A 20453-nucleotide genomic window follows, 5' to 3' on the forward strand; every position below is an offset into this window, starting at 1 on the left:
AGTTGCTAGCGGGACTCCGCACTGGTCCTGTCGCTACCGATCTGTTCCAGCGAATGGAACCTCAGGAGCCACGCCCCATGCGCGCAAGGCATCCAAGCGCATATCGGCTCACGCATGGAGACTTCTTTGGCCATCTTCAGCAACCGCCGTGCGGCCGGATTCGCGATCAAGCAGCGCGGGGATACCGGCGGCCGGGACGGCATCACTGAACAGGTAGCCTTGTCCTTCTGTGCAGCCATTGGCCAGCAGATAGGCCAGTTGGCCTGCGTCTTCGACGCCCTCGGCCGTGGTCGTCAAGCCAAATCCTTTTGCAAGGCCAAGGATAGCACGAACGATCACCCGGCTGTCGGTGCTGTCGTCGAGATGCGACACGAAGCTGCGGTCTATCTTGATCTTGTCGAGGCGAAACGAAAGCAGCTGGCTAAGCGTCGCATAACCCGTTCCGAAATCGTCGAGCGCGATGCGGACGCCGGCTCGACGGAGTTCATCAATCACGGCCTTCGCAACCCCGGTCTTTTCAACGAACGCGCTCTCGGTGATTTCAATCTCCAGGCGGCGCGGACTGAGCCCGGTTTGCCCAAGGATCGATAAAATGCGCTGTCCAAGCGCGGGATCACGCAATTGAATGGGCGAGATATTGAAGGCAAGCATAAACGCCTCCGGCCACGCATTGGCATCGAGACAGGCGCGGCGAAAAAGCTGATCTCCAAGCGCGTTGATGAGGCCCGTTTCCTCTGCGATCGGAATGAACACGTCGGGTGGAATACGCCCCAACGTCCTGTTTTCCCAACGCGCAAGGGCCTCGAACCCGATGATGCAATTACCTTTGAGCGAAACCAGCGGCTGGTAGTGCGGCTCGATAATATCGGCCGTGATGGCGCTGCGAAGCTCTCGCTCGATCTGGATGCGCCGCTCGACATGCATGTCCATCTCTGGTTCGAAAAAGCGAACACACGACCTGCCATCGCCTTGTGCGCGATAAAGTGCCCGATCTGCGCGCCTGACCAATTCGTGGAGATTGACGCCATTGATCGGAGCGATGGCGATGCCAATTCCCACACCAAGCTCGGCTGCCCCCGTCTCGATCGCGAAAGTGTCGGCGGCGGACGCCACAATACGGCGCGCCAGATTGGTGGGAACGTCGAGGGAGCTGATGTCTGGCAGGACAATCCCGAATTCGTCGCCTCCAATCCTCGCCAGGACACCGTCCTTGCGCAAGATGTCGGCGACCCTGTTGGCAAATTCGCATAGTGCCTTGTCCCCCGCTGCGTGGCCATGCGTGTCCTTGATCCTCTTGAAGCCATCAAGGCCAAGCATCAGAACGGCGACCTGGTGCGTGTCGCTGGCGAGGCCAAGGCACGCATCAAGTTTTTCATCAAACAGGCGACGGTTAGGCAGGCCGGTCAACGGATCGTGTCGCGCCAGATCGCGCGCTTCTCCTTCTGCAATGGTTCGTGCTTTGGTTTCGCAGACGAGCTCCCGATAGCGGCGAACACTAAAGATTGTCAGCGCAACGCTCAGGAAGAACGCGACGAATATGAGGAAAACGATGTCGTCGGGTGCCGAATCCGCATAGCCCAGTCCCAGCTGAAACAGACGAGGGCCAAGCCCATAGACATGCGCCAAGATCGAAGCGAGAACGACGCCCCCGAAGAGAGCAATGAAATCCCTTGTGGCAGAACTACGCCAATCGAACCAATCGCCGTGCAGTACGCGCGATCGTGGAGTTGACTTCATCACAGTCGAACCTTCGCTGACGCCGGTTGTTCCAGTGATGTTCTTACAGGTAGCATAGGTGTCAACTGAACACCAGATGTTGTGCGGTGCGCCGATCGTCGGAACTCGAGTAACGCTTCGCAAAGCTGCTACGGTAAACGCGCCGTCGGATCGCATCGTCGTTCCGGCAAAAGTGGTTTGCGATCGACCCGGCCGGTTCGCACATCGTTAACGCGGCCAAGGCCACGACTCGCGCCCTCAAGGTGCCGCTTCAAGACTTTGAGGGCTCTGGGGCGCGCGAGTGGAAGCCAACGGACGGCAGAGCATCGCAACTGTCCCAAGCGGCTTCTACCGGCCATGTCGATCGGCAGGTTGACGTGATCTGACGCCTCCATCGGCACGCCTCAACCACGAGGCCGTGCCCCCGGGCGATCGCTGCAGATCCTCCCGGGGAGGTTGCATGCTCTGGAATTGACGGGCCTGGCGTGTTACGATCGATGCCATGAATCTTTCTCGACCGGCTGCGCGACTCCCGAAAATCGTCCCGGTTTTAACCGCGTCTTGCGGCCGGCGAGCCACCGACAGTCCATGAAACGACTGCAGGTATCACCATGGGAGACGGTCTATGCATATGAGCACCGATCTTGCGGTATCCGAACCGCCCAACGCGCTCCGGCTGGTCACACAGGCGTATATGAGCCTTCTCCTCGTCGCCTTCGCCCTGATGCCTGCCCTGTTCATCGCTTACCTGTATTTCCAGCAGGATCCCACGCTAAAATTCGAAAATCACCTGTTCCACGAATTCGCGATCGCCGTTGCCACCCTCGAAGGGCTGTTCGTCACCTATGTGACATGGCGTTGCTACCGGTCTTCAGGCGAACCTCTGTTGCGTTGGTTGACGCTGGGTTTTCTCGGCTTCGTGCTGATCTATGCGCCGCACGGCGCCTTCACCGGGATGGCACACCGCAACATATGGCTGTTTCTGCTCTATGGACCGGCGTCGCGTCTCGCGATGTCGATTCTGCTCCTCGTTGGGCTGCTCAGCTACAACCAGCCGTCAGACAAGGTCGAGAAGCGTTCGGATGCGCGCGCTTGGCTGATGTGGATTGGCCTGTTCCTGATGATGGACATAGCCGTCGCCGTGATCGCCTACTCCCCCTTTGCCGGACACCCGGCGGTACGCTTGTCCATGGAGGGCGGCGCACTGGTGTTCAGTACGCTGAACGTCGCGGTCATGCTCATGCGACGGATTCATTCGCCGCTCATGCTTGTTTTCGGCATTTCGGTCGCGTGGTTTGCGCTATCGTCGCTCGCATTCATTCTGGCGGGGCCGTGGAATCATATGTGGTGGCTCGCCCACGCGATCTTTGCTGGCGGCTTCTTCCTGCTCAGCTATGGCGTTGTCCAGGCTTTCCGAACGACGCAATCATTCTCGACCATCTATAGCCAGGAAGAAATGGCGGCCCGCCTGGCCGCGTCGATGGCAGACACTCAAAGGGCGCTACAGCAAGTGCAACTGAGCAATCAAAGGCTGGAACGCCTTGCTGCCACCGACCCGCTGACCGGTGCCGGAAATCGGCGCCACTTCATCGAACATATCGGCGCCGAGATCGCGCGAGCCAAGCGAAGCGGTGCTCCACTATCCCTGCTGTCGCTCGACCTCGACCATTTCAAGGATATCAATGACTCGCGTGGTCACAGTGTCGGCGATGAGGTGCTTCGCATATTCGTGCGAAAGTGTCTGGAGGCGATCCGCCCTTACGACTCTGTCGCGCGCGTGGGCGGTGAAGAATTCATGGTGTTGCTGCCGGGGGCGACGCTCGACACGGCTTGTGCTGTAGCGGAGCGCCTTCGATCGGCCATCGAAGGCACTGCATTCGACGTCGGAGCCCAACGGCCGGTCGGCGTCACCATCAGTGTTGGGGTATCGGAGTTCGGGCGCGATGGAGACACGCTTGACGGATTCCTGAGCGTCGCCGATCAGCGGCTCTATCGCGCAAAACATGAAGGTCGCAATCGTGTGATCGTCGCGTAGGCCATCGTTCATCCGCGCGCTTTGATGGTCACCGTGCTGTTTCATGATGTGAGAGTTCGCGATTTTGTTCTAGAGGGCGCACCATTCCGGTTTGAGTCCTCCAGCGACGGCATCTCCGACGAAACGGCCACGGAACTGGTCGAACGGGCCTTGTGGTTCGAGACGGCGCGCCGTGCGCCCCGCCTCGCCATGAGGGTCTGGCATCGGGCCGATGACCTCATCCCAAGGGGCAGCCACGCAGGCGCCGCGTCTTTGGCGTTGCTAGAGTCATGATCCTAAACCACGCTTCGGTGCCGCGCGATGCAGGTGCGCAGCACCTCGTCGATCGGTCTCTCCCACCAATCGTTGGAGAAGATCTCGATCTCGGAATAGCCGGCATATCCCTGGGCCTCGACTGCGGCGCGCAACCGTTTGATGTCGATGACGCCGTCGCCCATCATGCCGCGGTCGTTGAGGATATCCCTCGTTGGCACCAGCCAGTCGCAGACGTGGAACGCCAGCAGGCGGTCCCGGCCCGCGCGCGCGATCTGGGCGATCAGCTCTGGATCCCACCAGATGTGATAGACGTCGAGCGCGACGCCTAGCATGCCGGTGCGGCCCGGATCGAGACGATCGCAGATGTCGAGCGCCTGTTTCGTCGTGTTCACGCAGGCGCGATCCGCGGCATAGGCCGGATGCAAGGGCTCGATCGCAAGCGGCAGCTTTGCTTGCTTGGCATAATCGAGCATTTCAGCGACAGCATCCTCGATTTGCGCACGCGCTGCGACGATATCTTTTGAAGTGCCGCTGCCCGGCCGCGAATATTGCGGCAGGCCGCCGACGACCAGCACGACGCAGGAGGCGCAGAGTGCCTTGGCTTCGTCCACGCAGCGGCGATTGTCGTCGCGAACCTCGGCACGACGCGCGGCGTCAGACGTGAACATGCCGCCGCGGCAATAGCCTGAGAGTTCCAGCCCGGCATCGCGTACCGCACGTACGGCGCGATCGAGCCCGACAGCGGCGACCTGATCGCGCCAGGGATCGACGGCGCGGATGCCGTGCCGCGCGCAGGCGTCGATGATGGCGACGAGATCGCCCTGCTTGCGGACCGTCGCCGTGTTCAGCGACAGCCAGCGATGATCGGAAGAGAAGTCGCGCATCAGGCCTCGATTCCGCGCGAGGCCATCACGGTCTTCATCCGCTGTGTCGCAAGCTCGGGATTGGCGAGCAGACCGGCCTGATCGGCGAGCCGGAACAGTTCGGCGAGATGGAGCGTCGAGCGCGCGCTTTCCTGGCCGCCGACCATGGTGAAATGATCCTGGTGACCGTTCAGGTAGGCCATGAACACCACACCCGTCTTGTAGAAGCGCGTCGGCGCCTTGAAGATGTGACGCGACAGTGGGACGGTCGGTCCCAGCACATCGTGGAAGCCGGCCTCATCGCCTGCCGCCAGCCGCGACAGCGCATAGGAGGCCGCCGGCGCGATGGCATCGAAGATGCCGAGCAGCGCATGCGAAAAACCCTGCGCGTCGCCGGCGATCAGCTCCGCATAGTTGAAGTCATCGCCGGTATACATCTTGATGCGCTTGTCGAGGCGGCGGCGCATGTCGATCTCGCGCTGCTTGTCCAGCAGCGAGACTTTGACACCATCGACCTTGGCCGCATTGCCGTTGATGATCGCGACGGCGGTGTCCATCGCCTTGTCCAGATCCGTGGTGCCCCAATAGCCCGTCAGCGCCGGATCGAACATGTCGCCGAGCCAGTGAATGATCACGGGCTCACGGACTTGCGACAGCACGCGGTCATAGACCCTGGCGTAGTCGTCGGCATTGCGGGCTAGTCTTGCCAGCGCCCGCGACGCCATCAGGATGATGCGGCCGCCGACCTTCTCGATCGCCGCAATCTGCTCCTCATAGGCGCGGATCACGTCGTCGAGTCTCGCGGCATCCTCGACCGCAAGGTGGTCGGTGCCCGCCCCCGAGAACACCAGCGCATTGCGAGGCTTTGCGGCTGCGACCGAACGCGTGATCAATTCCAGCGAGGTCGGCCAGTCCAGCCCCATGCCGCGCTGCGCGGTGTCCATGGCTTCGGCAACACCAAGGCCGAGGTCCCAGATGTGCTCGCGGAACGCAATGGTCTTGTCCCAGTCGATGGCAGCCGAGAGCCAGGGGTCGTTATCGGCGAGCGGATCGGCCACCATGTGTGCGGCCGAGAACGCAACGCGGTTCAGCGTGCCCTCGAGCTTTGCAGGGAAGCTGCGCGAGGCAGCGAGCCGATAGGTCTCGATCGAGCGATCCGTCCTGGGCAGCTTGACCGACAAGGACGACATCGGCGGGACTGGCTGGTTCATGGCTCCCTCCTCAGAGTTTGATCGGCGCGACGTCGATCCAGCGCCGTTCCTTCCAGCTCTTCAGCGCACATTCGGCGAGTTGGACGCCCTTGGCGCCTTCGAGCAGCGTGAATTTGTACGGCGCATCCTCGCAGACGTGCCGGATGTACATCTCCCACTGCTCCTTGAAGCCGTTGTCGTAGGAGACATTGTCCGGCAGCTTCTGCCAGTCGCCGTAGAAATCGTGCAGCCGCTTTTCGTCGGGATTCCACACCGGCCGGGGCGTCGCCTGCCGCGCCTGGATCATGCAGTCGGACAGGCCCGCCACCGCAGAGCCCAGCGTGCCGTCGACCTGGAAGGTGACGAGATCGTCGCGATAGACGCGCGTCACCCACGACATGTTGATATGGGCGATGATACCGCCCTTGAGCTGGAAGGTGGCGTAGGCGGAATCGTCGGCCGTCGCCTTGTACTTCTGTCCCTGCTCGTCATAGCGCTCGCCGATGTCGGTGTTGCCGATGCAGACCACGCTCTCGACGTCGCCAAAGAGATTGTCGAGCACGTAACGCCAGTGGCAAACCATGTCCAGAATGATACCGCCACCATCCTCATTGCGATAGTTCCAGGAGGGCCGCTGCGCCTCCTGCCAGCCGCCTTCGAACACCCAATAGCCGAACTCGCCGCGCACCGAGAGGATGCGGCCGAAGAATCCGGAATCGCGCAGGAACGCGAGCTTCTTCAATCCCGGCAGGAACAGCTTGTCCTGCACCGTGCCGTGCTTGACGCCCTTCGCGTTGGCGAGCCGCACCACTTCCACAGCTTCCTCGAAATTGGTCGCAATCGGCTTCTCGCAATAGACGTGCTTGCCGGCGTTGATGGCGCGGGTCAGCAGGTTCGGCCGGGCCTGCGTGGTCGCCGCGTCGAAGAACACGCTGTCGTGCTTGTCGGCGAGCGCCGCATCGAGATCGGTGGTCCAGCGCGCGACGTTGAACTGTTTGGCCAACTGCTCGACCTTGTCGGCGCTGCGGCCGACCAGGATCGGATCGGGCATCACGCGAGCGCCGTTCTTCAGCTTGACGCCGCCCTGGTCGCGGATCGCGACGATCGAGCGGATCAGATGCTGGTTGAGCCCCATGCGGCCGGTGACGCCGTTCATGATGAGGCCGAGGCGTTGGGTCGTCATGATGCTCGCTCCCTTGCCGTTTCGTCGCCGCCCTTCTCACGGTCTTCCCTGGTTCTGGGAAGAAATTAACCTGTTGGATAAATACTGTCCAGCGCTTTCCTTGTGACGTTTGGCTTCCGCCAGACCCGGCACCCTGCCCGACTAACCGACATTGGCGATGATGGCAGTATGCCGGTGATTTGCCCGACGCGTCAAAATTTCGGAAAATGCGCAAGGCATCACGCCAACCGTCATCGGATCCTTTGCATGGGGTTGTTTTCGCTATTTTGTTGTGCGGCGGGGGAGCCGGCTCGTAGGCTGGGTTAGCCTTACTGTGCCACTAACCCTCATGGCGAGGAGCGCGAAGCGCGTCTCGAACCATGAGGCTCCCGCCTGTGGCCCACATCCTTCGAGACGCTTGCTTCGCAAGCTCCTCAGGATGAGGAGTTAGAGCGTTTATGACGCAGTAAGGTTAGCCGAAGGCGTAACCCACCACTCAAGCCACCGCGGGAGAAGAGGTGGATTACGCCTAGCCCGCCCTACTCACCAGAGACCTAACGGCTAGACCGGCTGATGCTGCGGGACGCGCGGCTTCGGCGCCTTGACCATGTCGAACAACTCCGCCGAGCGCCCGGTCAGCGCCGCCAGCACGAGACCGACCATATGCGCGAGCCGCTCCTCCTTGGCGTCTTTCGCAAGCAGGTCACGGCCGAAAATCACGCTCAGCGTAGCGCTGTTGGAGAGGTAGAAGAAGGTGAGTGCCGCGATCGAGATGTAGAGCTGCACCGGATCGACCGCGACCTGGAAGTCACCGCTCTCGAGGCCGCGGCGTACCACGGCACCGATCATCTCGACGAAGGGCGAGTGCATCGACTTGACCTTGGTCGAGCGCTTCAGATGTTTTGCGCGCGCAAGGTTCTCGGTCTGGAGCAGCGACAGGAATTCGGGGTTTCGCAGAAAGTAGTTCCAGGTGAATTCGATCAGCCGCTTGATGGCCTCGGGCGGATCGAGATGCTCGAGATCGAGCCCCAGCTCCTCGTTGCGGATCTTCTCATAGGCGCCCTCCAGCACCGCGAGATAAAGATCGTCCTTCTTGCCGACGTGGTAGTAGAGCATGCGCTTGTTGGCGCCGGCCTTGGCCGCGATGCGGTCGACGCGGGCACCGGCAAGGCCATGGGCCGAAAACTCCTGCTTCGCCGCTTCGAGGATGCGAAGTCGCATCCCTTCCGGGTCGCGCTGCCATTTGGGGATTCGCTTTGCCTTCGCCAAACCGGTTGCCCGCCAATGCTTGTCCCGATTGCATGTATCACGCGCGCGCCGTCATTGCGAGGAGCGAAGCGACGAAGCAATCCAGACCGCCCCCGCGGAGCGATTCTGGATTGCTTCGCTGCGCTCGCAATGACGATTGGAGAGATCAGCCTCAGTCGGCCGGCTTCGGCGTGCGTTCGAGGAGGATCGTCTGGATGCCGCAGGTACGGCTGCGCACCGTCATCACCCGCGTGCCCGGCTTTCGGCCGTTGCGTACCTCGCTGACGCCGACGCCCGCGGCGATCAGACGGGCGCGGGTCGCTTCGATGTCGGCGACGCGCCAGCTCAGGCCAAAGAGCCGGTCATGGCTGAGATCGCCGTCTGCGACCGGCCGGCGCACCACCTCGACGATGAGATCGCCGCAGCGGAAGAACATCAGCTGGCCCCAGTCGTGATGCGAGCGGTCGAGCGCCATGTCGAGCCCGAGCCGGGCGCCATAGAGCGCCGCGGCACGCTCGGAATCCTCGGTCGCGACCACGACGTGGTCGAGTCCTTCGATCGGGCCGACGTCGGTCACTGCCGAGATCGGGCGCTGCCCGGCGAGCTCGAGAAAGAACATGCGCACGCCGCGCGTGAGCTCGGTGGCCGTGCGGGTGCGCTTCCAGTGCAGCACCGCGCCACTCTCCTCGTCGCGGCTCTCGATCTCCGCGACCGGTTCCGGCTTCAGCGCCACCCGATCGAGCCGCCGGTGCATCTTGCCGATGTCTGCGACGCGGAAGCACAGGCTTGCGAGCACGCCCTCATGGTCATCCAGCAGCGCACGCATCCGGTCGGCGGTGACGCTGAAGCCACTCGGCGCCATCAACTCCAGCGTCATATTGTCGAGGGTGAACAGCACGCGATCGGCGCCCTCGCCGGAGTTCTGCCAGGCCGGTGCCCGTGCCAACAGGGTCTGATAGGCGGCTCTGGCGGCGGCGATATTGCTGACCAGGGCGACCACGTGATCGAGGCCGGTGATCATACTCCCCCCTATTTGACCGACAGGGAACAACGGGTCGAAATACGGCATTTGTCCGGGCTTGGCATTGCCCAGCGATGGTCGTATTCCGGCCCTATGCTCACCTCAAGCGCTTAGGGCGGCGCCTTTGCGAATAATTTCGGCGTTCCATCGGCGGAAGCGGTGCTAATGTAATGCCGCCGGCCGGGACCACCCAGCGCATCACGGACAACCAATGCAGGCTCTCTTTATCGGACAAACCTATATCGACGTCACGTTCATCACCGACCACATGCCGACCGGCGACGAGAAGCACGTGGCGGACGCCTACGCGGTCTCCTTTGGCGGCAATGCCGTGACGGCAGCCTTCTGCTGCGCCAAGCTGGGAATCGTGCCCGACCTGATCGCGACCGTCGCGAACGACTGGCTTGGCCGCATGTTCCAGGACATGTGCGCCAAATACGCGATCTCGCTGCACGGCAGGAAGGTCAACCAGTCCTCGCTGTCCTTCATCATGCCGAAGGACGGCAAGCGCGCCATCGTCCGCTGCCGCGACGATCACCACATCCATCCCTTCCCGATTCTCAATCTCGGCAGCTGCCGCGCGCTGCATATCGACGGCCACCAGCCGGACGCCGCGATCCACTATGCAAAGGTCTGCCGCGAGGCCGGCATCTTGACATCGCTCGACGGCGGCGGCTTGCGCACCAACACGCATGAGCTCCTGGAGTTCATCGACGTTGCGATCGTCGCGGAGCGGCTGTGCGAACAAATGGATCTGACGCCGGACAAGATGCTCGACTATCTCAAGAGCCGCGGCTGCAAGATCGGCGGCGTCACCATGGGCGAGAAGGGCCTGCTCTGGTACAACGAGACCGGGGCGGTCGATATCATGCCGGCGATGCCGATCCCGCGCGAGCGCGTGCTCGACACCAACGGCGCCGGCGACGTGTTCCACGGCGCCTACATCTATTCCCACCTCGCCCACCCCGGCAAAAGCTGGCGCGAGCATTTCGACTTTGCCCGCGCTGCCTCGACCCACAAGATCCAGCGCCTCGGCAACGAGGCCGGCTTGCCAACCCTTGTCGACATCGCCAAAGTCAGGCAGGAATTCGAGGTCAGGGTCTAGGAGTTTCATTCGAGCCTGATCTTTTCGGAAAACCGCTGCACACTCTTCCGGATCATGCTCCAGGGGGTCTCACATGGGGCGCGTTTTCGTCGCCGGCAGCATCAACATGGATGTGGTGGCGACCGCCGATCGCCATCCCAGGGTCGGCGAGACCGTCGCCGGCAAGCAGGTGCTGTACTTCCCGGGCGGCAAGGGCGCCAACCAGGCGGTCGCGGCTTCACGGCTCGGCGCGCGGACTACGCTGATCGGCCGGCTCGGCAAGGACTCCTTCGGCACGGAGCTGAAGGCGTTCCTCGAAGGTCAGGGCATCGATCTCGGCTATGTCCAGGAGACGGCGGAGGCCCACACCGGCACCGCCATCATCACGGTCGCCGAGGCCGACAATACCATCGTCGTCATTCCCGGCAGCAATGCACTGGTGAGCGCCGAGGATGTCGGAATCGTGCCGCTGGTGAAGGGCGATGTCGCCGTCAGCCAGTTCGAGATTCCGCTGCCCACGATCGCGGCCTTCTTCCGACGAGCACGCGCCGCGCAGGCGAGAACGCTGCTCAACCCGGCCCCGGCACAGAAATTCGGCCGCGACCTGCTCGAGCTGGTCGACGTCCTCGTCTTGAATGAGACCGAGCTCGGCCTGCTCGCGGGAACCGAGCTGTCCGATGACGACGAGCTCGCGCGGATCATCGACGTGGCGCGGCGGCTTCAGGTGAACCCGGACCAGACCATCTGCGTCACGCTCGGAAAGCGCGGCGTTGTCGCGCTCGCCGGCCGCGAGGAGCTGATCGTGCCGGGCCGCATGGTGCAGGCAGTCGACACCACCGGCGCCGGCGATTGCTTCGTCGGCGCGCTGGCCGCGCAGCTCGCCGACGGCGCCGCCTTGCACGATGCGCTCGCCTTTGCCAACGCCGCCGCCTCGATCTCCGTGCAGCGGATGGGCGCCGGCCCCTCGATGCCGACGGCCGAAGAAGTTTCCGCTGTCCTCAACAGTGGCTGATCAAGCCAGCGCACTCTTCAGATCGAAAGTCGCGTCCGCGGCCTTCTCGGGTGCGAGCGAGCGGTCCATCCCGAGCAGGCGGCGGCCGAACATGTGGTCGCCGGCGCGGTTGATCGACTCGATACCGAGCAGCTTGTCACCCTTGTAGCAGAAGGCGGAGAACGCCTTCTTGGCGGGATCGCCGCGCAGCACGACGTGGTCGTAGCCCGTCGTGAGCCCGGCGATCTGGAGCTTGTCGTCGCCCTGATCGCTCCAGAACCAGGGCTGGCCGTCATAGACCTTCTTGTCGCCGGTCAGCCGCGTGGCCACGCAGCGGGCATGATCGGTTGCGTTCTGCACCGACTCCAGCCGCAACGAGCCGCCGAAGCGCGGGCTCGCGAACAGCGCGCAATCGCCGACCGCCGAAATGTTGGGATCGGCCGTCAGGAGATACTCGTCGACGATGATGCCGGAGGCGACCGCAAGCCCCGCCTCTGCCGCAAGCTCGATATTGGGCAGCACGCCGACGCCGACCACGACGAGATCCGCCGGCAGATGATGGCCATCGCTGAGGCTGACGCCGGTGACCTTGCCGCCCTCGGCCTCGATGCTGGTCGCCTGCACGCCGAGATGAATGCGGATGCCTGCCTCGCGATGGCGCGCTTGAAAATACTCCGAGACCTCCACCGTCACCGCCCGCGCCATCACGCGCGGCGCGAGTTCGAGCACGTCAACCTCCAAGCCTTTGAAGCGGGCGGTGGATGCGAATTCAAGGCCGATGAAACCCGCGCCGATCACCACGACCCGTGTCCTCGACGGGATGGTCTTTCGCAGCGCCTCGCTCTCATCGAGGATGCGCAGGTATTTTACGTCGGGCAGATTGGCGTTGGGCAGATCGAGCAGCCGGTTGCGCGCGCCCGTCGCCAGCACGAGATGGCCGTAGTCGAGCGTGTCGCCGGAGGCGAGATGAACCTTTCGCGCGGCACGGTCAATCGAGGTCGCGCGGCCCGCGATCAGCTCGATCTTCTGGTCGACATAGAATTTCTCCGGCCGGAACATCAGGCTTTCAGGGCCAGCCGAGCCCTTGATATAGGCCTTGGACAAAGGCGGCCGCTGATACGGCAGGTGCGCTTCGTCATTGATCAGGCAGACACGACCAGCAAAACCGGATTGACGCAGGGAGGCGGCGACCTGGTAGCCGCCATGGCCCGCGCCGACGATGATCACCGAACCGTCCGTCATCGGAACAGCCCAACTTTCTGGACACGAGCGTTACCCATGTCGTCTCCTCTCTCTCACTGATCTTGGCTTGCTGGCCTTGTCGGTTGGCGAGCCGGCGCTCGTGTCCGTCCCCAAAACGATGGCACCGCCATTTGACCCTATCGTTCCCGGTAACGCAAGAGCGACCGACAGCATCCGGCGCTAGGGATTGTCTCCCCTCGCCTTCTGCGATTTAGTTGCGGCAAAGACCTCTTGCCGGGGATTTTGCCATGTCCGCATCCGCCGCCTCCCATTCCGACGACGCCGCCCTGCTGCGCCTCGACGGCCCCGTCGCCACCATCACGCTCAACCGCCCCGCCGCGTTCAACTCGATCAATCTCGCGATCGCTCGAAGGCTCGAGCAGTTCGCCGCTGAGATAGAGGCCTCCGACGCGATCCGGGTCGTCGTCATCGAAGGCGAAGGCCGCGCCTTTTGCGCCGGCGGCGATCTGCAGACCATCGGTGCCGCGGCCGAAGCCAACACAGTGACGCCGGTCATACGCGAGCTTTTGAAGCACTATCATGCTTTCATCGAGACACTCAGGCGCATGCCAAAACTCTCGCTTTCGAGCGTGCACGGCTCGGCCGCCGGCGCCGGCATGGGGCTCGCTTTCGTCACCGACCTCTGCATCGCCGCAGAAGACGCCCGCTTCACGCCCGCCTATGCCAAGATCGGCGTGTCGCCGGACGGCGGCAGCACGGTCGGGATCGTCGGAACCGTCGGCACAAGGCGCGCGCTGCAGATCTTCCTCGCGGAAGAAGGCTTTACCGCGCAGCAGGCCCATGAATGGGGTCTCGTCGCCAAGGTCGTTCCAGCGACCGAATTGAAGGCTGCCACACGGCAGCTCGCGGAACGCCTCGCACAAAACCCACCTGCCGCAATCGCAGGAACGAAATCGCTGGTCTATCAGGCCACGACGACGCCGGTGAGGCAGCAGCTCGATGCCGAGGAGCACAAGATCATCATGGCCATGCACACGGAGGATTTTCGCGTCGCCGTGAAAAAATTCACCAGCAAGGGCAAGTAGCCGCAAGCCCTCATTGAGGGCAGATGTAGCCCGTGCCCGCCGGCGACTTGAAGCAGCCGACCGATTCGGGAAGCACGTGCCGCGGCAGCCACAGCACCACGCTCGGGAAATAGATCGCAAAAGCGATGGTGGCGAAGAACACGACGTAGATCGGCAATGCCGCACGCAGCGCCTTGGCAAAGCTGATGCCGACGAATTTCGAGGCCATCAGCAGCACGAGGCCATAAGGCGGCGTGATCAGGCCGAACGCGAGCGTTGCGATCAGCACCACGCCCATATGCACACCATTGATGTCGCCTGCTTCCGTCAGCGCGTTGACCAGCGGCATGAAGATGATGATGGTCGGCACCGGCTCGATGAAGTCTCCGACCACGGTGAAGAGCAGCACCATCAGGAGCATGATCAGATGCGGATCGTTGCCGGCGATGGAGGTGATCCAATCCGCGATGTAGTTCGCGCCGCGCAAATAAGCGAGCATCCAGCCGAAGGCGTTGGCGGCGCCGATCGTGATCAGCGGCAGCGAGAAGATCAGCCCGGCAAGGCAGAAGTCGTACGGAATCTTCCTGAAGTGGCCGCGGTTCAGCGCGGGAATCACGACCAGGATAATCCAGGCCACGGCGACGACGCCGGCTTCCGTCGGCGTGAACCAGCCCGTCAAAATGCCGCCGAGCAGGATCACCGGGATCATCAGCGGCAGTGCCGCATCGCCTGCGGCAAACACCACCTGCCGCAGCGGCGCGCGCGGCTTGCGCAGACCCGAGGGGCCGAAGAAGTAACAGTAGATCATCAGGCCGAAGCCGATCATCAGGCCCGGCACGACGCCCGCCATGAACAGGCCGGCGATCGACACGTTGCCGACGGCGCCATACACCACGGCGGTGATGCTCGGCGGCACCAGCGCCGCAATCGTCGAGGCCGACGCAATGATCGCGGCGATGAACGCGGGCTCGTAGCCTTCGCGCTTCATCGGGCCACCAAGAGCGCGGCTCATCACGGCAACGTCGGCCGTGGTCGAGCCCGACATTTCCGAGAAGAACATGCTGAAGACGACGACGACCTGGGACAGCCCGCCCCTGATATGCCCGACCAGCGATACCGACAGGTTCGCGATCCGCACCACCACGTTCGCCGAACTCATGAGCTCGCCGACCAGCAGGAAGAACGGGATCGCCAGCAGAGCCTCGGAATCCACACCGTCGAAGATCTTCTGGATGATGGCCGCAAGCGAGACGTCGGACAGGATCGCGCCGATGAAGACGCCGGCCATCAGCGAGAACGGCACGGGCACGCCGAGATAGCCGAAGAACAGGAAGCAGAACGACATCAACGCGAGCACGACGGGTGCGCTCACGGCTGCACCCTCGCCTGCGCATGAGCATCCGGCGGCGCGACGCTCTCGTTCGGCGGTTCGGGATGATCAAACCCGTTGCGCAGACCGTTGACGAGCTGCTCGATGGTGAACAGCCCGATCAGGACGCCCGACACCGGAATGACGGCATAGAGCGATGCGATCGGCGTACCCGACGGCAGGCGAAAGCTGCCGAAGCCGCGGAGATAGTTGAGATAGCCGTACCAGATCAGGCAGGCGGCGACGCCGAGCACGACGATGCGGATGACGACCTCGACGATCAGCCGCGGCGGGCCGTGCATCGCCTCGGAGATCGCGGTGAGATAGAGGTGGTCGTTGCGCCGCGTCGCGGCCGCCGTGCCGATGAAGATCGCGTAGATGAACAGCGTCGAGGTGACCTCCTGAAGCCACAGCCAGGGATGACCGACGGTACGGGTGACGATGTCGGCGGTCACCGACAGCGAGAAGCCGAAGCACAGCACGCCGCAAAGCATCATCAGCGCAAGCTCGAGCCAGTCGAGCGAGCGCCACTTCAGGTGACGCTGCCGCGTCAGGACGAGCTTGTCGGCGATGGCCATTGGAGTTCCTGAACCGAGGGGTGATGCTTGCTCCTCATCCTGAGGAGCGGCGTCTTCGCCGCCTCTCGAAGGATGAGGCTAGAGACGGGCCTGGTTCGAGACACCGCTTCGCGGCTCCTCACCATGAGGGTTCAGTTGATCGACCGGATCAGGTTCTTGATCTTCTCGGCGTGCGGGCCGAGATCCTTGGCGAGCTTGTCGAGATAAGGATCAGAAATCGCGATGAAGCCGGACTTGTCAACGTCGGTCACGACCTTAACGCCGATCGATTTCAGTTTGACTTGCGATTGATGCTCAAGCTCGATCGCCTTAGCCGGCTGAGTTTTGTTGACCTCGTCGGCTGCGGTCTGGACCCACCCCTGCTGCTCGGGGGTGAGGCCGTTCCAAAGCTTATCACTGACCCAGACCAAACTGTTGTTGGCCTCATGCTCGGTCATCGACAGAACCGGCGCCACCTCGTAGTGCTTGTTGGCGAGATAGACGTTGACGCCGTTCTCGGCGACATCGACTACGCCGGTTTGCAGGGAGGTGTAGACGCTACCGAACGGCATATGCACGATCTGCGCGCCATAGGCCGGAAACATGGTGTCCTCGGTCGGCGTCGCCTGTACCCGCACCTTCAGGCCCTTCATGTCGTCGACCTTCTTGATCTCCCGCTTGGAATACATGTTGCGCAAACCAAGAGTCGCGAGCGCGATGACGTGGGCGCCCTGAACCGTATCCGAAATCATTGACTTGACGGCGCTGGCCACGGCGGAATCCGCCATCGCCTTGATGAGATGGTCTTCCGAGCGGAACAAGTAATGCATTGACATCACGCCGGCCTGCGGCGAGAGCGTCGCGGCGTTTGCGGATGACGAGATGCAGAACTCGAGATCCCCCGCCTTGACGAGCTGCAGGACTTGCGGTTCCTGTCCGAGCTGAGCGCCGGGATACTGGTCGATCAGCATCGTCCCCTTGCTCAGCGCCTTCAGCTTCTCGCTGAAGATGTCACCGAGGATTCCATAGCCGGTGGTCTTCGGCTGGTCGTAGGCGAAGCGATAGTGCTTCACCTCCTGCGCCGATGCGCTGGTTGCGAACAGGATCGCGGCCGTTGCCGCCAGCCCAAGCATGGATCGTGCAATCATCGTCTCCCCCTGTTTTATGGTTCGCCGCTGTTGCGGCTGAACGTTTTTGCGGGTGGTCGCTCACCCCTTCTCGGTCTTTGGTCCTGTCCTCTGCATGAAATCGAAGTCGCAGCCCTCGTCGGCCTGCAAGATGGTCTCGTTGAACAGCCAGGCATAGCCACGCCTGGCTTCGTCCGACGTCGCGGGGAGCTTCAAGGCCGAGCGCCGCCGCGCCAGCTCCGCATCATCAACCAGAAGCTCGATGCTGCGCTTGGCAACGTCCAGCGAGATCATGTCGCCGTTCTCCACCAGCGCTAACGGACCGCCGACCGCGGATTCCGGCGTGATGTGGAGAACGATGGTGCCGAACGCAGTGCCGCTCATGCGCGCGTCCGAGATGCGCACCATGTCCTTGGTGCCGCCCCGCGCGAGCTTCTTCGGGATCGGCAAGTAACCCGCCTCCGGCATGCCGGGCGCGCCCTTCGGACCCGCATTGCGCAGCACCAGCACGTCATCCGCACTGACTTCGAGATCGGGATCGTCGACCCGCAAGGTCATGTCCTCGACGGATTCGAACACCACCGCGCGCCCAGTGTGCTGGAGCAGTTTCGGGCTCGCGGCCGATTGCTTGATGACCGCACCGCGCGGCGCCAGATTGCCGTGCAGGACGGCAAGCCCGCCCTCGGGCTTGATTGGATTGTCGCGCGGACGGATCGCGTCCTGTCCAGGCACGTCTTCCGCATTGGCAACGACGTCGCGGAGCGTCTGCCCCGAAACCGTCTTGGTGTCGAGGTCGATGAGATCGCCGAGCTGCGCCAGCAGCTTCGGCACGCCGCCGGCGTGATGGAAATGCTCCATGTAGTGCTCGCCGGACGGTTTGAGGTCGACCAGCACCGGGACCTCGCGGCCGAGCTTGTCGAAGGCATCGAGATCGAGTCGGTGCGGCGAGCGATGCGCCATCGCAGTCAGATGGATCAGGCCGTTGGTCGAGCCGCCGATCGCCTGGAGCACGACCTGGGCATTCCTGAAGGAGGCCGGCGTCAGCAATTCGCTCGGCTTAGGACCCTTGGTCTTGGCCATCTCGGCGGCCACCTTGCCGCTCGCCTCCGCCAGGCGGAAGCGCTCGGCATGCGGCGCCGGGATCGTCGCGCTCATCGGCAGCGAAAGGCCGAGCGCCTCGATCATGCAGGCCATGGTCGAGGCCGTGCCCATTACCATGCAGGTGCCGACCGACGGCGCAAGCCGGCCGTTGACCGCCTCGATCTCGGCATCGTCGATGTCGCCGGCGCGGTACTTTGCCCACAGCCGCCGGCAGTCGGTGCAGGCGCCCAGCACCTCACCCTTGTGATGGCCGACCACCATCGGTCCCACGGGAATGACGACGGTCGGCAGGTCGGCGCTGATCGCGGCCATCACCTGCGCGGGCAGCGTCTTGTCGCAGCCTCCGATCACCATCACCGCATCCATCGGCTGGGCGCGGATCATCTCCTCGGTGTCCATCGCCATCAGATTGCGCAGGTACATCGAGGTCGGATGCGCAAAGCTCTCCGCGATCGAGATGGTCGGGAACACGAACGGCATCGCGCCCGACAGCATCACGCCGCGCTTGGCCGCCTCTATAATCTGCGGCACGTTGCCATGACAGGGATTGTAATCACTGTAAGTGTTGGTGATGCCGACGATCGGGCGCTCGAGCGCGTCGTCGGAATAGCCCATGGCCTTGATGAAGGCCTTGCGCAGGAACAGCGAGAAGCCGGCATCGCCATAGCTCGTCAGCCCTTTGCGCAAGCCACTCGTCATGATGCCACTCCATTCGCCTCGCCACTGTCGTACAGGCTGCCCCCCGATTGTCAATAACGGAGGCCGCCATTTGACCTTCTTACGATCAAGACACCGCCGCATGCGGCAAATTATTGACAATCCATTCCCTCCCTGCTCCACAGGAGCGACCGAACCACGAGCCTGGCCCGGGAGGCCAAGGGGATGACGGAGACTTTGAGCGCGAGCCCGGCAGCAGTTCGGCGCGACGATCCTGACGACGTTGTCGCGCGGCTCGAGGAGGACATCATCTTCGGCCGGTTTGCGCCGGCGGCGCGCCTGACCGAGGACGCGCTGATGTCGCGCTACGGTACCTCGCGGCATTTCGTTCGGCAGGCTCTCGTGGAAGCCGAGCGGCGCGGCATCGTCTGGCGCGAGAAGAACGTCGGCGCCACCGTTCGCTACTATTCGGCCGAGGAGGTCCGGCAGATCTACGAAGTGCGGGAGATGCTGACTCGGCAAGCCGCGCTGATGATCCCCCTGCCCGCGCCGCAAAGCCTGGTCGAAGGACTGACCGAGCTGCAGCGGCAATACTGCGCGAAGGCCGATGTGCAGGACCTGCGCGGCATCCACGAAGCGAATGACGCCTTCCACGTCGCGCTGTTCTCGGCTTGCGGCAATCCCTATCTCGTGCGCTCGCTCCAGGACTACATGAACCTGACGCTGCCGATGCGCGCCAAGAATCTCGCCGACCGCGAGGGGCTCGCGCAATCACGGCGCCAGCACGAGCTGATGATCGAGCTATTGAAGGGCCGCGATAGCTGGGCCTTGGCCCAGCTCTGTGTCGATCACATGCAGTTCAGCAAGTCGGATTATCTGAAGCGGATCGCCGACGAAGAGCCCGCCCGTTAGCGCTTGCTCCAGTCGATGATGCGGCTCGGGTCGGCATCGAACTCGATGCTGCAGAACGTGCCGCCCTGGTAGTAGTCGCCGACCGGATCGGCCTTCAGCTTGGCCTGCTCGGCCATCGCGTGTTGCCAGAAGTCCTCGGCGCGGCCCGTGGGGCGATAGCCGAACGTGTAGGCGCGACTGTTGTCCCACCAGGTGCGCTCGTTGAGCGATGCGCCGTAGAAGATCTCGAAATGGATGTCGGGGTGCTCCAGGCCAATGCGGCAAAGCTGCAAGAGATCCTCGGGCTTCAGCCAGATCGCGAGCCGGCGCTGGTCGAGTGGTTTCTCGCCGAAATTACCGATGCGGATGCAGGTGACCTTCAGCCCGTGCTTGTCGGCATAGAGCGCGCCGACCGCTTCGCCAAACACCTTGCTGACGCCGTAGCGGCTGTCAGGGCGCGGGGTGACGTCGGTGCCGATCCTGTGGTGGCGCGGATAGAAACCGACCGCGTGGTTGGACGAGGCGAAGACCACACGTTTGACGCCCCTCTTACGGGCCGCCTCGAACAGATTGTAGCCACCGATGATGTTGGCCTGCAAAATGTCGTCCCAGGAGCCCTCGACCGAATAGCCGCCGAAATGCAGGATGCCGTCGACGCCCTCGCAGATCGCCTCGCACTGCGCGAGATCGGACAGGTCCGCCGCCTTGAATTTTTCGTTGGCGCCAAGATCGGCGGGCGGCTTGATGTCGGAGAGCAGGAGATCCGGATAGATCGGCAGCAGCAATTTACGCATCGCACTGCCGATTCCGCCCGAAGCTCCCGTCATTAAAATACGCGGCATTTCTTCCCTCGCAGGTGGCGACCGGTTTGCGGTCGTAAGGCTCCAATGATAGCAGACCTGACCAGAGGGAACGCAAC

Annotated in this window: 17 protein-coding genes; 5 read left to right on the plus strand and 12 right to left on the minus strand. The window is 63.0% G+C overall.

Translation table 11 applies throughout. From position 1 onward, the window contains the following. Positions 1-108: 108 nt before the first annotated feature. Positions 109-1893 (minus strand): EAL domain-containing protein, encoded by a 1785-nt coding sequence (locus QA640_RS30205; protein ID WP_283036507.1) that lies wholly within the window; start codon positions 1891-1893, stop codon positions 109-111. Positions 1894-2341: 448 nt separating this feature from the next. Between QA640_RS30205 and QA640_RS30210 the strand changes: the two genes are divergently transcribed. Further along, the gene (locus tag QA640_RS30210; protein WP_283036508.1) at positions 2342-3751 is read left to right on the plus strand and encodes a GGDEF domain-containing protein; all 1410 of its coding nucleotides are present in this window, start codon (positions 2342-2344) and stop codon (positions 3749-3751) included. 275 nt (positions 3752-4026) lie between these two features. Here the strand turns inward: QA640_RS30210 and QA640_RS30215 are convergent, their stop codons facing one another. The 5 genes from QA640_RS30215 to QA640_RS30235 all read right to left on the minus strand — a co-directional run bounded on the left by QA640_RS30215 (position 4027) and on the right by QA640_RS30235 (position 9490). Then, the gene (locus QA640_RS30215) at positions 4027-4890 is read right to left on the minus strand and encodes a sugar phosphate isomerase/epimerase family protein (protein WP_283036509.1); all 864 of its coding nucleotides are present in this window, start codon (positions 4888-4890) and stop codon (positions 4027-4029) included. Then, a complete protein-coding gene (locus tag QA640_RS30220) occupies positions 4890-6080 on the minus strand; it encodes a dihydrodipicolinate synthase family protein (RefSeq protein ID WP_283036510.1) in 1191 nt (396 codons plus the stop codon). The genes QA640_RS30215 and QA640_RS30220 overlap by 1 nt, the downstream gene beginning before the upstream one ends. A 10-nt stretch (positions 6081-6090) precedes the next feature. Beyond that, positions 6091-7242 carry a Gfo/Idh/MocA family oxidoreductase gene (locus QA640_RS30225; RefSeq protein ID WP_283036511.1) on the minus strand — a complete coding sequence of 384 codons (1152 nt, stop codon included), beginning with the start codon at positions 7240-7242 and terminating at the stop codon, positions 6091-6093. Between the two features lie 540 nt (positions 7243-7782). Next, entirely contained in the window at positions 7783-8490 is a 708-nt protein-coding gene (locus tag QA640_RS30230) for a TetR/AcrR family transcriptional regulator (RefSeq protein ID WP_283036512.1), read from the minus strand. A gap of 151 nt (positions 8491-8641) precedes the next feature. Then, positions 8642-9490, minus strand: a complete 849-nt coding sequence (locus tag QA640_RS30235) for a VOC family protein (protein WP_283036513.1) — start codon at positions 9488-9490, stop codon at positions 8642-8644. Between the two features lie 211 nt (positions 9491-9701). Between QA640_RS30235 and QA640_RS30240 the strand changes: the two genes are divergently transcribed. After that, positions 9702-10595 carry a sugar kinase gene (locus QA640_RS30240; protein ID WP_283036514.1) on the plus strand — a complete coding sequence of 298 codons (894 nt, stop codon included), beginning with the start codon at positions 9702-9704 and terminating at the stop codon, positions 10593-10595. A gap of 73 nt (positions 10596-10668) precedes the next feature. Next, positions 10669-11586, plus strand: a complete 918-nt coding sequence (gene rbsK / locus QA640_RS30245) for a ribokinase (protein ID WP_283036515.1) — start codon at positions 10669-10671, stop codon at positions 11584-11586. Here the strand turns inward: rbsK and QA640_RS30250 are convergent, their stop codons facing one another. Further along, complete coding sequence (locus tag QA640_RS30250) at positions 11587-12807, minus strand: FAD-dependent oxidoreductase (RefSeq protein WP_283036516.1); 1221 nt, start codon at positions 12805-12807, stop codon at positions 11587-11589. A gap of 248 nt (positions 12808-13055) precedes the next feature. Here QA640_RS30250 and QA640_RS30255 point away from each other — a divergent pair, with 248 nt between their 5' ends. Further along, a complete protein-coding gene (locus QA640_RS30255; RefSeq protein ID WP_283036517.1) occupies positions 13056-13853 on the plus strand; it encodes an enoyl-CoA hydratase-related protein in 798 nt (265 codons plus the stop codon). 10 nt (positions 13854-13863) lie between these two features. On the opposite strand, the gene QA640_RS30260 is transcribed toward QA640_RS30255, so the two are convergent. From QA640_RS30260 to QA640_RS30275, 4 genes are all read right to left on the minus strand, one after another. After that, positions 13864-15204 (minus strand): TRAP transporter large permease, encoded by a 1341-nt coding sequence (locus tag QA640_RS30260; RefSeq protein ID WP_283036518.1) that lies wholly within the window; start codon positions 15202-15204, stop codon positions 13864-13866. Continuing rightward, positions 15201-15779: a TRAP transporter small permease gene (locus tag QA640_RS30265; RefSeq protein WP_283036519.1), complete on the minus strand. Its 579-nt coding sequence runs from the start codon at positions 15777-15779 to the stop codon at positions 15201-15203. Before QA640_RS30265 ends, QA640_RS30260 begins: the two co-directional genes overlap by 4 nt. Before the next feature lie 131 nt (positions 15780-15910). After that, complete coding sequence (locus QA640_RS30270; RefSeq protein ID WP_283036520.1) at positions 15911-16906, minus strand: TRAP transporter substrate-binding protein; 996 nt, start codon at positions 16904-16906, stop codon at positions 15911-15913. A gap of 60 nt (positions 16907-16966) precedes the next feature. After that, positions 16967-18685, minus strand: coding sequence for an IlvD/Edd family dehydratase (locus QA640_RS30275; protein WP_283036521.1), 1719 nt, complete (start codon positions 18683-18685; stop codon positions 16967-16969). 183 nt (positions 18686-18868) lie between these two features. Between QA640_RS30275 and QA640_RS30280 the strand changes: the two genes are divergently transcribed. Then, entirely contained in the window at positions 18869-19555 is a 687-nt protein-coding gene (locus tag QA640_RS30280) for a GntR family transcriptional regulator (protein WP_283036522.1), read from the plus strand. On the opposite strand, the gene QA640_RS30285 is transcribed toward QA640_RS30280, so the two are convergent. After that, positions 19552-20376 carry an NAD(P)-dependent oxidoreductase gene (locus QA640_RS30285; RefSeq protein WP_283036523.1) on the minus strand — a complete coding sequence of 275 codons (825 nt, stop codon included), beginning with the start codon at positions 20374-20376 and terminating at the stop codon, positions 19552-19554. The genes QA640_RS30280 and QA640_RS30285 overlap by 4 nt on opposite strands. Between the last annotated feature and the right edge of the window lie 77 nt (positions 20377-20453).

The sequence above is a fragment of the Bradyrhizobium sp. CB82 genome, assembly GCF_029714405.1.
Classification (GTDB): domain Bacteria; phylum Pseudomonadota; class Alphaproteobacteria; order Rhizobiales; family Xanthobacteraceae; genus Bradyrhizobium.